This window comes from Hymenobacter segetis (assembly GCF_054776495.1).
Genome location: NZ_BAAHBV010000001.1, coordinates 656,689 through 669,381, shown reverse-complemented (window position 1 = coordinate 669,381; position 12,693 = coordinate 656,689). Strand labels below are relative to the sequence as shown.

General features: G+C 64.3%; 10 protein-coding genes. 4 read left to right on the top strand and 6 right to left on the bottom strand.

Going from position 1 to position 12,693, the window contains the following annotated elements; all coding sequences use genetic code 11:
- The first annotated feature begins 32 nt into the window (after positions 1-32).
- Complete coding sequence (locus ACYU70_RS02925) at positions 33-1,007, top strand: MlaD family protein (protein WP_342301339.1); 975 nt, start codon at positions 33-35, stop codon at positions 1,005-1,007.
- Between the two features lie 167 nt (positions 1,008-1,174).
- Here ACYU70_RS02925 and ACYU70_RS02920 read toward each other — a convergent pair whose 3' ends face one another.
- From ACYU70_RS02920 to ACYU70_RS02895, 6 genes are all read right to left on the bottom strand, one after another.
- Positions 1,175-3,553: a phosphoketolase family protein gene (locus ACYU70_RS02920; protein ID WP_342301340.1), complete on the bottom strand. Its 2,379-nt coding sequence runs from the start codon at positions 3,551-3,553 to the stop codon at positions 1,175-1,177.
- A 39-nt stretch (positions 3,554-3,592) separates the two neighbouring features.
- On the bottom strand, positions 3,593-4,417 hold the full coding sequence (locus ACYU70_RS02915; protein ID WP_342301341.1) for a universal stress protein: 825 nt from the start codon (positions 4,415-4,417) through the stop codon (positions 3,593-3,595).
- 331 nt (positions 4,418-4,748) lie between these two features.
- Positions 4,749-7,436, bottom strand: a complete 2,688-nt coding sequence (locus tag ACYU70_RS02910) for a cation-translocating P-type ATPase (protein ID WP_342301342.1) — start codon at positions 7,434-7,436, stop codon at positions 4,749-4,751.
- A gap of 98 nt (positions 7,437-7,534) precedes the next feature.
- Complete coding sequence (locus ACYU70_RS02905) at positions 7,535-8,431, bottom strand: universal stress protein (RefSeq protein WP_460615880.1); 897 nt, start codon at positions 8,429-8,431, stop codon at positions 7,535-7,537.
- Between the two features lie 82 nt (positions 8,432-8,513).
- Positions 8,514-8,744: a hypothetical protein gene (locus ACYU70_RS02900; protein ID WP_342298224.1), complete on the bottom strand. Its 231-nt coding sequence runs from the start codon at positions 8,742-8,744 to the stop codon at positions 8,514-8,516.
- 89 nt (positions 8,745-8,833) lie between these two features.
- The gene (locus ACYU70_RS02895; protein ID WP_342298225.1) at positions 8,834-10,252 is read right to left on the bottom strand and encodes a BON domain-containing protein; all 1,419 of its coding nucleotides are present in this window, start codon (positions 10,250-10,252) and stop codon (positions 8,834-8,836) included.
- Between the two features lie 462 nt (positions 10,253-10,714).
- Here ACYU70_RS02895 and ACYU70_RS02890 point away from each other — a divergent pair, with 462 nt between their 5' ends.
- From ACYU70_RS02890 to ACYU70_RS02880, 3 genes are all read left to right on the top strand, one after another.
- On the top strand, positions 10,715-11,563 hold the full coding sequence (locus ACYU70_RS02890; protein WP_342298226.1) for a hypothetical protein: 849 nt from the start codon (positions 10,715-10,717) through the stop codon (positions 11,561-11,563).
- Positions 11,564-11,816: 253 nt separating this feature from the next.
- On the top strand, positions 11,817-12,224 hold the full coding sequence (locus ACYU70_RS02885; protein WP_342298227.1) for a GlcG/HbpS family heme-binding protein: 408 nt from the start codon (positions 11,817-11,819) through the stop codon (positions 12,222-12,224).
- A gap of 95 nt (positions 12,225-12,319) precedes the next feature.
- Positions 12,320-12,664 carry an SMI1/KNR4 family protein gene (locus ACYU70_RS02880; protein WP_342298228.1) on the top strand — a complete coding sequence of 115 codons (345 nt, stop codon included), beginning with the start codon at positions 12,320-12,322 and terminating at the stop codon, positions 12,662-12,664.
- The last annotated feature ends 29 nt before the right edge of the window (positions 12,665-12,693 follow it).

The following is a 12,693-nucleotide window of genomic DNA, read 5'->3' as shown; positions in this document are numbered from 1 at the left end:
TCGAATAGTCACCCTTTAACCCCCTCTCCGCCATGCCTCAGCGCCCTGCCAGTACATATTTCCGCCTGGGCTTGTTCGTGCTCGTCGGGCTGGGCTGCCTAGTGGCCGTGCTGTTTATGCTGGGCCGCAAGCAGAATCTGTTTGGCGATTCGCTGGAAGTACAGGCCGATTTTCGGAACGTATCGGGCCTGCTCACGGGCAATAACGTGCGCCTGGGCGGCATTAGCGTGGGCACGGTGAAGGACATCCGCATTCTGAACGACAGCACCGTGCGCGTGGGCCTGAGCCTGAACCGGGAGGTGCAGCCCTTTGTGAAGAAAAACGCGGTGGCTTCCATCGGCACGGATGGGCTGGTGGGCAATACCATCATTAATTTGAAGGCCATGCCCGCCCCGGCCCCGGCCATCGAAAGCGGCGACGTGCTGCGCACCACCACCCCGCTCGCCCTGGATGCCATGCTGGGTACGCTCAACATATCGAATAAAAACCTGGTGGGCATCACCAAAGACCTGCGCGAGATTACCCACAAAATCAACAACAGCAACGCGCTCTGGAGCCTGCTGAATGACCAGCAGCTGGCCGCCGAAATGCACCGCAGCCTGCGCAATGCGGCGGCGGCCACGGCACTGCTGGAAGGCTCGGCTGCCGATATGCAGCAGCTCACGCACGGGCTGCGCCAGGGGCGCGGGCCGGCCGGCTACCTTCTCACCGATACGGCATTTGCCGGCCGCATGCGCCACGCCACGCGCCAGCTGGCCAACACTTCCGATACCCTGGCCCATACCCTGGCCGGCCTCAAGAAGCAGATTCAAACCCCCAACGGCCCGCTTAATACCCTATTGACCGACACGGCTATGGGCCGAAACCTGCGCCAGAGCCTGCACAATGTGGAGCTGGGCACGGCCGGCTTCAGCCAGAACATGGATGCGCTGAAGCACAACTTTTTGCTGCGCGGGTATTTTCGGAAGCAGGCTAAGAAGGATAAGGCGCGGGCGGCTGCGGAGTGAACTCTGGCGTGGGGTTATACAAAAAACTATAAGAACGGTCATGCTGAGCGCAGCCGAAGCATCTCTACCGCAGTAGTAATCTTAATGATTGGATTGCATTGTACGGTAGAGATGCTTCGGCTGCGCTCAGCATGACCGTTCCTATAGTTTTTCATCCACCTTAACCCCTACTCGCACCGCACTTCAGGCATATCAATTCCGTGCTCGCGGATGTAGGCGGCGTGCTCGGTCAGCTTGAGCTGGCAGAACTGGGCGAGGGCCGGGCTGTTGGGCTGGGCCGTGATGCGGTCGAGGGCGGCCATTACCAGCTGGTAGCGGCTCATGTTGTTGATTACCAGCATATCGAACGGCGTTGTGGTGCGGCCTTCCTCCATGTAGCCGCGCACGTGGAAGCGGGCCGGGGCAGGCCGGTGATGCAGCAGTTCGTGAATAAGTGAAGGGTAGCCGTGGAAGGCAAAAATCACCGGCGCATCGGCCGAAAACAGGCCTAGGAACGTGGCTTCGGGCAGGCCGTGCGGGTGGGCATCGGGAGCCATCAGGGCCAGTAAATCCACCACGTTTACCACGCGCAGGCGGAGGACGGGCAGGTGCTGCTTGATGAGGGCGGCGGCGGCGATGGTTTCGGTGGTGGGCACATCGCCGGCGCAGGCCAGCACCAGGTCGGGGTGTGGGTGCGGCTCGCTGCTGCTTTCATTGCCGGCCCAGTGCCAGGCCGAAATGCCCCGTTTGCAATGGTCGCGGGCGGCCTCGATGCCCAGCCATTGGGGCTGCGGGGACTTCGAGGCCACAATCAGATTGATGTAGTCGCGGCTGCGGAGGCAGTGGTCCATCACGGCGAGCAGGCAGTTGGCATCGGGTGGCAGGTACACCCGCGCCACCGAGCTTTTTTTGGCCGCTACCGCATTGAGGAAGCTGGGCACCTGGTGGGTATAGCCGTTGTGGTCCTGCCGCCACACATGCGAGGTGAGCAGGTAGTTGAGCGAGGCCAGCGGCTGCCGCCAGGGCACTTCCTTGCTTACTTTGAGCCACTTGGCGTACTGGTTCAGCATGGAATCGACCAAGGGAATGAAGGCTTCGTAGCACCCAAAAACGCCATGTCGGCCCGTGAGCAGGTAGCCTTCGAGCCAGCCCTGGCAGGTGTGCTCGCTCAGGATTTCCATCACGCGACCATCCGGAGACAGGTACTCATCGGTTTCGTGCAGGGGGCCGAGCCAGGCGCGCTGGGTGGCCTCAAACAGCGTCGTCATGCGGTTGGAGGTGGTTTCATCGGGGCAGACCACGCGGAAGTTGCGGGCGTCCTCGTTGCGCCGAAACACGTCGCGCAGGAAGGTGGCCAGCTTGTGGGTGGCCGCCGCCGTCACGCCGCCCGGCGCGGGCACCATCACGCCATAATCACTGAAATTGGGCAGCTTGAGGGGCACCAGCAGCTGGCCGCCGTTGGCGTGCGGGTTACGGCCGAGGCGGTGGTCGCCGGCGGGGCAGCCGCTCAGCATCTCCTCGCACAAGGCACCGGTGAGGGGACTGCACAGGTCCTGCGGACGGTAGCTGCGCAGCCAGGCTTCGAGGATGGGCAGCTGGCTGGGCTGGCCGGCCGGGTCGGCTACGGGCAGCTGGTGGGCATGAAACGTATTTTCGATGGCCTGGCCGTCTACCGTGAACGGGCAGGTCCAGCCTTTGGGGGTTTGCAGGATGAGGATGGGCCAGGCCGGCACCCCATCGAGCAGCCCCAGCCGGGCGTGCTCCTGAATGCGACGGATTTCGGCGTGCGCCCAGTCCAGGGCCTGCCACATGGCGGCGTGGACCTGATGGGGCTCGCTGCCGCTCACAAACCGCACCTGGTAGCCGTAGCCGGTGAAGAGGTGATGTAATTCTTCGTCGCTCATCCGCCCAAAAATGGTGGGGCCGGACAGCTTGTAGCCGTTCACATGCAGGATGGGCAGCACCGCGCCCGAAGTGGCCGGGTTCAGGTACTTGTTGGAATGCCAGGCGGCGGCCAGCGGGCCGGTTTCGGCCTCGCCGTCGCCCACCACGCAGGCCACGATGAGGTCGGGGTTATCGAGGGCCGCGCCGTAGGCGTGCGCCAGGCAGTAGCCCAGCTCGCCGCCCTCCTGAATCTGGCCGGGCGTGCCGGGCACCAGGTGGCTGGGCAAGCCGCCGGGCCACGAAAACTGCCCAATGAGCTGCTCCAGGCCGGCGCGGTTGAGGGAATATTGCGGGTCCACTTCACCCAAAGTGCCTTCCAGAAATAGGTTGGCCAGAATGGCGGGCGCGCCGTGGCCCGGCCCCGTTACCAGCAACAGGCTGGCCTCGGTGTCCTGCACCAGGCGGTTGAGGTGAGCATACACCATGTTCAGGCCCGGCTGTGTGCCCCAGTGCCCCAGCAGGCGCGGCTTGATGTCGGCGGCCTGCAGGGGCCGCTCCAGCAGGAAGTTGTCGCGCAAATACAGCTGGGCCGCCCCGAGGTAGTTGGTGGCCAGCCAGTAGCGGTGCAGCTGGGCCAGGCGGGTGGCCTGGGGCACGGCCGCGGTCGTGAGAGCAGGAGTCATGGGCAAGCGGGGGGTTAGGGAGCGGAACCGGGCGGCGGCTCAATCGGTGGTGGGCAGCACAAGCACCGGCACCGGACTGCGGCGCAGCAGCTGGGCCGTCACGCTGCGATGGAACAGGCCCCCGAGCAGGGTGTGCGGCCGGGCCATTACCACAATGAGCTGGGCGTTGACTTCGGCGGCGGCGTGCAGGATGCCGTCGGCCGGGGCTTCTTCCCGCACTTCATACAGGCTGTTATTATCGATAGGCCCAAACAGGCCCGTGCGGCGCACCGCATCGAAGCCGATGCCGGCTTTGGAAGGGCCATCCGTGGCGGCTACGTGCACCACCGTGGTGGTGGGGTTCAGGGCCTCAAACAAGTCGGCCAGGGCCAGCGACGGGGCGGTCAGCCAGAAGGGCTGGTCATCGGCGGCCACCACCACGCGGTGGGGCAGCTCGGGGTCGTGGCTTTCTTCGGGCACCAGCAGCAGCGGGTAGTGCGCGCCCTGCAACACGGGCAGCGCCATGTTGCTCAGCACGCGCTCAATCAGGTTGGTGGGGTGCTCGCGGCCGGCGGCCAGCAGCAGCGGGTGGTGGCGCTGCACGGCATCGGCCAGGGCCAGGCCGAGGGTGTCGATGGTCACCTCCGGCTCGGCGGGCACGGGCAGGTGGTCGGCGCGCTGGGCCAGGTCGGCCATCACGGCGTGGCGGCTAGGCGTGGTCACGGGCGTCATCAGTGCCGCCTCGGGAAACAGCAGCGGGTCCTGAAACACGTGCATCAGCACAAGGTGGCCTTCGGGCAGCTGCGTGGCCAGCTGGCTGGTGTAGCGCAGCGCAGCATCGGAGGCGCTGTTCAGGTCGGAGAGAACGACGAAGGTTGGTTGCATAGCGGGAAGCCGGAAGGAATTGGTGAGCGCCGCCCCACCGGTTCCGGCGCTGAGCCAGGTGGGGAGCGCAACCGAATACGGCGGGGGCAAGCTTGCCCCCGCAGGGGAGTTGGTATTGCCATGGATGAGGCGGGTTAGTAATCAGGCTTCTTCAAGCCGCTGTCATCAAGCGCCCTACTTGCCTGGAACCGCTCTTGGGAGTTGCCTTAAATTTCAGCAGCGCACGTGCCGGGCACCATAAGAATTATCAACCCGGCATATGAATTATATCATTGCCGACAGCCAAGCCGTAGTCTCCGCCAGCCGCAGCTAAAGGAGGCCTCACTCCTGCTCAGCTGAAGGGCCGGGCTTTCGCGGCCGGTCGCTTGCTGGCCATCAAGCGGCCCAGCAGCTGGCCAAACACCAGCGTCACCACGGCCGGCCCGGCAATGAGCAGCAGGGCCACCGGCGTGAGTTTTTGCAGCCCCAGCAGGCGGTGCAGCAGCGGCTGCACATACGCCAGCACTATCAGCCCGGAGCACAGGGCCAGTGCCAGCCACACGTAGCCGTTGCGCAGCACATCGTTGTGCCACAGCGGCGTGTGCCCGCCCGCCATGTTGAAAACGTGTACCAACTGAGCAGCCGACAGCCCGAAAAACAGCACGGCATTGGCGGCGGCCGGGGCCAGGCCCAGCTGGTTGCGGGCCAGGTAGTCGGCCGTGAGCAGGGCCACGGTCATCAGGGCGGCGTAAGCAATGGCCAGTCGCCAGTCGCCGGGGCGCATGATGGGGCCTTGCGGGTCCTGCGGCGGGTGCTGCATCACGCGGGGGCTGCCCTTGCCCACCCCCAGCGCCAGGGCCGGAAACACATCGGTGAGCAGATTCAGAAACAGGATTTGCAGGGGCAGCAGGCCCGCGCCGTGGCCCAGCAGGCCGGCAACCGTCACCACCAGAATTTCGCTCAGGTTGCACGACACCAGGTAGAGCACGAAGCGCCGGATATTGGTGAAGATGATGCGCCCCTGCTCCACGGCCACCACAATGGAAGCAAAAGAGTCGTCGCGCAGCACCAGGGCGGCCGCCTCGCTGGCCACCTGCGTCCCGCGCCGGCCCATGGCCACGCCGATATCGGCTTTTTTGAGGGCCGGGGCATCGTTCACGCCATCGCCGGTCATGGCCACCACATGGCCCTTATCCTGATATAAGCTGATGAGGTCCAGCTTCTGGGCCGGGCTCACGCGGGCAAACACCCGGGCCTGCCACAAGCGGCGGCGGCCTTCACCGTTGGGATGGGTAAGCAGGCTTTCCAGCTCGTCGCCCGTCACCACCGTCGTATCCGAATCCTTGGCGAGGTGTACCTGGTGGGCCACGGTGAGGGCCGTGGCGGGGTGGTCGCCGGTCACCATCAGCACCCGGATGCCGGCGCGCTGGCAGGCCTCCAGAGCGGGCACCACCTCGGAGCGCGGCGGGTCGAGGAAGGCCACCAGGCCCAGCCAGGTCAGCTCGTCGGCCCAGTCGGGCTGGTGCTCATCGGGCAGCTCGCGGTAGGCCAGGGCCAGCACGCGCAGGCCGGTTTCGGCCAGCGCGTTGGCGCGGCCCAGCCATTCGGCCCGCTCGGCCGGGCCAATGGGCTGGGCACCCGCAGCCAGCTGTTGCCCGGCACAATGCTGGAGCACCGATTCGGCAGCGCCCTTCACGGCCACCCAGGGCCGGCCATCGGGCTGCCGGTGCAGGGTGGCCATGAGGCGGGTATCGGAGTTGAAGGGCTGCTCGGCCAGGCGCAGGTGGGCCTGGGCCCCCGGCACGTCAAACGGTCCGCCGTGGGCCAGGGCCAGCAGGGCCACTTCGAGCGGGTCGCCGAGGGCGGCATCGGCGGTGGCAGGCGTGTAGGTGGCGTTGTTGCACAGCACGGCCACCCGCAGCAGCAATTGGTAGGCCTCGCCTCTGAGCGCGGCTGGTTGGCCGGCCTCTTCGGCCAGCGGAAACCGGAGCTGGCCCTCGGGCAGCCACACGGTTTGCACGGCCATCTGGTTCTGGGTGAGGGTGCCGGTTTTATCGGTAAAAATGACGTCGGTGCCGCCCAGGGTTTCCACGGCGGCCAGGCGCTTCACCAGCACGTTGTGGCGGGCCAGGCGCATCATGCCGTAGGCAAGGGCCAGCGTGGCCACAATGGACATACCCTCCGGAATGGCCGCCACGGCCAGCACAATGGCAATTTTCAGCAGGCCGAACACCGGCTGGCCCTTCATTAGCCCAATGGCCACGTAGCCGGCCGCCAGCGCCACCGTGATGTACACCAGCTGCCGGGCCAGGCGGTCGAGCTTGGCTTCGAGCGGCGTGGCCGAGCGGGCGGCATGCTGCACCAATTGCGTGATTTCGCCCAGCTGCGTGCCGCTGCCCACGCCCGTGACGTAAGCCCGCCCCGTGCCATTGACTACGGCCGTGCCCTTAAACAACTGGCTGGTCGAGTCCGTGGCTTTGTCGGGGAATTTTAGCTCGCACCCATCGCCCATGGCCGGGTCCACCACCTTGCCGGCGGGCATCGACTCGCCGGTCAGCGCCGACTCGTTCACCTGGAGCTGCTGGGCTTCGAACAGCGCCGCATCGGCCGCCACCACTTCACCAGCCTCCACCAGCAGCACATCGCCGATGGTGACGTGGTGCGTGGGCACGGCGCACACCCGGCCATCGCGCAGCACGCGGGCCGTGGTGAGGCCCAGGCGGCGCAGGGCCGTCATCGAGGCCTGGGCATTCCACTCCAGCCAAAAGCCAATGCCGGCATTAAGGGCAATAACGGCCAGAATGGCCAGGCCCTCGGCGTGGTCCTGGAAGGCAAACGAAAACCCCGCCGCCCCGCCCAGCACCAGCACAATCAGGCTACGAAACTGGCGCAGCAGCACCTGCCACCAACTGTCGGGCACCATGGGCTCCACGGCGTTGGGGCCGTATTGCTGGAGCCGGGCCCGGGCCTCTGCTTCGGTGAGGCCGACTACGCGGGCAGCACTTGCCGGCGACGGCGGCAGTTCGATGAGCTCGGGCATGACGGCGGCAATGGGAGGGGAACCAGTTGATAGCAACTATACCACAGTATAGCCTATAATATTCAGAAAAACAATTTATTACTCCCCTGCCCCATTGCCTAGGCCAGCATATTATCGGCCGCGTGGTGGGCCTGCCGGCGCTGGCCTGCCGTGGGCTCGGCGGCTGGCACGGCCAGCACGGGCACGGGGCTGCGGCGCAGCACTTCGGCCGTCACGCTGTGGTGAAACAGCTCGCCGAGGTAGCTGCGCTGGCGGGTGAGGAGCACCACGAGGTCGGCCCCCACGTCATTGATGGCGGCCAGAATGCCATCGGCCGGCCGGCTGTACTGGTAGCCGCGCGGCTCTACGTCGGGCAGGTCCGTGGTCAGGCCGCTCAGCTCCACGGCGTGCTTGGCGCGGGCGCAGTTCTCGTCGTCTTCGATGCCCGATACGTGCACGATGGTGACGTGGGGGGCCAACTGATGCAACAGCTGCTTCACCCCATCAATGGCCGCGGGCAGGACAAACGGCTCGCTGTCGGCCGCAATCAGCACGCGCCGGGGCGGCGTGGCAGCGGCCGTGCGCTGGGGCACCAGCAGCAGCGGCAGCTGCACGGCGCGCAGCAGCTCCAGCAGCATCAGGCTCACTTGGTCGGGGGTAGCGGCTTCATCGGCGGGCCGCCCCACCACAAACAGCGCGGGGTTGTGCTGCCGGGTGAGGGCCTGGGCCGCCGTGGGCAGCAGGTCGGTAACGAGCTCCACCGTAGCCGGCGTGTGGAGGTGCGCGGCCAGGTGGGCCAGCATGGCCTTGATGCCGGGCTCATCGGCCAGCTCCTGCCGCCGCCAGCTTTCCCCGGTGAAAATGTAGGGATCGAAGAAGGAAATGCGGTTGGCGTGCAGCAGCAGCAGGCGGCCATCTACGCCACCGGCCAGCTCGTCGGCATAAAGCACGGCGCGCTGTGCTTCGGGATAAAAGCTGGTTAGGACAATGAAGGAGAGTTTCCGGGCAGTTTTCATTGTGAGATGAAATAGTGAAGCAGTTTAGGAATTCGACAAGGCTGACGTCCTGAACAGCTTCATCACCACCGGCTATTCCGCATCAAAACGAACCGGCGTAAGCGCCCAGCACGCCCGGATTGCGGGCCATGCCGGCCTCCTCGGTCAGCGTATCGTCGAGGCGGTAGTCAAATTCAGTCAGGAGGCGGGGCTCCCAGTAGCGCTCCGGCGCCGGATGATACGGGAAAGCGGTGCGGCCGGAAGCAGGTGATTCAGCAGTGAGATGGGACTGAGAAATGGTTGGGAAAGCGGTTTTTTGGGTGGGCTGGGTCATAATTCAGAATGAGGTGGATTAACAAGTTTATCAGCAAGCTGTATTCGTATCATCATATGCATTACACACTACTAATGAGCCGCTTATTCTCAGTGCAGCGGCCGTAAATGATTGTTCACATCGCGGGCCCCGCAGTCGCGGGCATCGGCGGCGGCACGCTGCCGCTCCAGCCACGTATCCACGGTGCCGGTGAGGGTGGCGCGGCCGTTGGCCACACGCACCTCAATTTCCTGGTCGTGCAGCAGCGCCGACCAGTAGAAATGCAGCCGGATGCGCTGCTCCAGGGCCAGGTCGGCGGCGGGGCCTTCGAGGTCGGCTGTGTTGTCGTCATCGCCGGGCTGCGGCTGCGTTGGGGCCACGCGCACGTGGTTTTCCAGCTCTACTACCCCGTTGATGCCGCTGGCTACCTCGGCCGTACGCTGCTGGTCGAAGTGCGATTCGACGGAACCGCCCACCTGCACGCGGCCGTCCTCCACGCTCACCAGCAGGTGGTAGCCGGCCAGGTAGGCATCGGCGGCCAGGGCCGCTTTCACCTGCTGCTGAATCACGTCATCGTCCACCGGCTTGGCGGGGTGCACCTGGAGCTGGTTGTGCACATCTTTCACGCCCAGCACGTTGCGGGCATCCTGGCCGGCGGCGCGGCGGGCCCGCAGGTTGCTCACGGTGCCGGTCAGGGTCACGGTGCCGTGGTCGACCTGCACGGTGGGCGCATCGGGCTGGCAGCGTGGGTCGTAGCGCAGGGCATCGCGCACGGCCTGGGCCACGTCTGCGTCGGCTTTCGGGGCAAAGCGCTGGTGGCGCAGCATCTTATCCAGCGCCCACGGGGCCACTTGCAGCTGCGTGGCATCGACGCTGGTGGCCCCGGCCCGGTGGGCGGTGGCCAGCACGTGGTCATACTCGGCCGCCGTGCCCACGGTGCCGGTCAGGCGCACAGCGCCGTGGTCGGCGGCAACGTCCACGAGCGGGCTTTTCACGCGCAGGTCCCAGGCCAGGCAATTCTGAATGTGGGCGGCAATGTCCTCATCGGCAGCGGTTACCGGGCCGCCGTGCACCACCAGGCGGTTGTGCACGTGGCGCACACCGGGCACGCCGCGCAGGGCCCGCAGCACCAGCAGCTCCTCGGCCCAGGTTTGCACGGTGCCTTCCAGGATAACCTCGCCGTCGTTGGCGTAGCTGCGCACCTGGTAGCGGCGCACGGCGGGGTCGTTTTGCAGGGCCCGCGTCACCCGGCGCTGCAGCTCGGCATTGGGCACATCGGGCGTGCGGATGACCAGCTCGTTCACCACGCCGCGCACGCCGCGCACGGCTTTGGCCACTTCGGCCGCCCGCTCCCGCGCCAGCAGGTTGTCGGTGAAGCCGCTGAGGACCACAATGCCTTCGTGCGTGGCCACATCCACCAGGTGCGACGTGACGCCTTTCTTGAGCATAAACAGCAGCTCGATGGCCGCCGTGATGTCGGCATCGGCCAAATGCTCATCCGTGTGAAGCGTTGCGGGCTGGCTTTTCATGGCGAAGGGATGAAAACAATAAGGAGTACCCGGGCGCAGGCCGCGCTCGGTGCGCCGCCCCGGGAGGAGGCGAAGCAGGCCGCGCCGGGCGGCTTAGTAAGCCGGAAACTGAGGCGGGGCGGCAGCTCTTTGGCGTAGGCTAATCAGCAGAAAGCCAAGCACCAGCATCAGCGAAAACAGAAGCGAGGGCGTAACCATAACAGCGCTATTTAAAGGCCAGTAAACAGTTTCAATCGGTAGCTTACCAATTACTGCAAGTTGCACCCACCCACTGCCGCGAGTCCGTGACAACAATCATATATTTCCATGATTTTGATTATTCCTTCCCGACCCCCACGCCGGGATTCAAGCCGCCGGGGCCCTGCCCTGTGCGCCGGGCCTGCGTGGCGCGGCAGCGCAATTGCAGCCCAACTGCTTAGTTTTGCTGATTCCCCAATTTCGCCCGATTCAATTAAGCTGCCTATGCAACCGGAAACCGCTACTTATTCTTCCTTTAAAACCGACCGCCGCAAGTTCTACATCGTGGCCGCCAACGGCACGGCGCTGTATGTGCTGGCTTATTATCTGGTGTGGGGCCTGCACCAGATGGCCAAGCTGGCCGTGTCGCACCACTTTCAGCTGCGCGGCATCTGGGACCCCAGTACCATTCGCTACACCCTGGCCGACAACGAGTGGTGGCGCACGGCCATCATCGCGGTGTATGGCAGCGGGCCGGTGGTGTGCCTGATACTGGGGCTGGTGGCGTTTCGCTGGTTTTGGCGGGGCGAGCGGGCACGACGGGGGCAGTTTAAGCTATTGTTGCTGTGGGTGGCTTTTCACTCCTGCAACGCCGTGTTCGGGGCTTTGCTGGCCGATACGTTCACGCATTCGGGCTTCTGGTACGTGCCCGACTGGCTCTTGGGCCTTGGCAATGTGCTGAACGTGATACTGGCGCTGCTGGCCGGGCTGGTGCAGCTGGGCCTGGGCTATTTCGGGGCCATTGCCTTCCTGCAGGCCCATGACTCGCACACGGTGATGCGCTACGACAACCGCCAGCTTATGGTGGTGAGCACCCTCGTAGTGCCCTGGGTGGCGGGCAGCGTCTTCATTGCCCTCACCAAAATGCCCTACCTCAACGTGCAGGAAAGCCTGCACCTGGCCATGATGGGCCTGTTGGTGACCCCGCTGGCCCTGGGCTGCCTCAACGAAGTGTTTTCCGAAACCGTGAAGCGCCCCCAAGCCACGCGCGTGGCCTGGGGCCTGCTGGGCCTAGCCATTATGGTGGCCGTGGTGTGGCGGCTGGCTCTGAGCCCGCCGCTGACTTTCGGCTAATCTCACTCAAACCGAACACGAAAGCCCCGGCCAGCCGGGGCTTTTTTTATGCCTCGCTCCTACCCAAATAACCTGCCCTCAATGGCCTGGGTCAGCATTTCGTGCGTTTGCAGCCCTCGGGCAATTCGCGCAAATTGATTTACCATCATCGCAATTGCCGCGCCGGAGCCAACCAAATGGGTCGAAATCCGCTTAGAAAACCAACTAAGCATCGGCTTCAACACCATCTTTCACCCCAATCCACACCAGTTTTATGGGAATCACCCTGCAACAAGCCCAGGCCGCCATTCAGGCCGCCCACCAGAAATGCCTCGAAATGGGCGTAAAAATGAACATTGCCGTGGTCGATGCCGGAGCCAACCTCACGGCCTTCATCCGCATGGACGATGCCTGGCTGGGCTCGCTTGACATCTCCATCCGGAAGGCCAAAACGGCCCGCTACTTCGATATGCCCACCGGCGCAATCGGCGGCCTGTCGCAGCCCGGCGGCTCGCTTTTCGGCATCGAGCATTCCAACGGCGGCCTCATCACCTTCCCCGGCGGACTACCCATTAAGGATGCCGACGGCCACGTAATCGGGGCCATTGGCGTATCGGGCAGTACCGTGGAGGACGACCACGCCGTGGCCGAAGCCGGCATGAAGGCCATTGAGCACCAATAGAAACTGGCGCTGCTTAAGCTAATTTTAGACGCCCTGGCTATTTTGTCGGGGCGTTTTTCATAAGTAAAACTCAACTGAAAACACTTCAGCCCTTTATGCTCTCACAGTATCAGCAGGACTTTTTAGATACTCTTGGCTTTACGCCTCCACGGGAGTATTTGGCCTATTTACTTGATGCCGAAGGCACGTATGAATTTGGGGGAGCTTACCTGATTGAAATCGATGAATTGCTACAATTCAATAATGACTACAAAGCAGATGAGTTCTGTCCCGGCTATTTTCTAATTGGCTCTGACGGCGGCGGTGAGGCCTTTGCCATCGAGAAAACAACCGGCAATTTCATTCAAACACCTTTTATTGGCAACGATGAAGAAACTCCGATTGTAGTTGGCCGAACGTGGTCTGAATTTCTGGAATATCTGCAAACCGAATATTGCTAGCCCGTTTCCAACCCCGCCCCGGCCGCCCC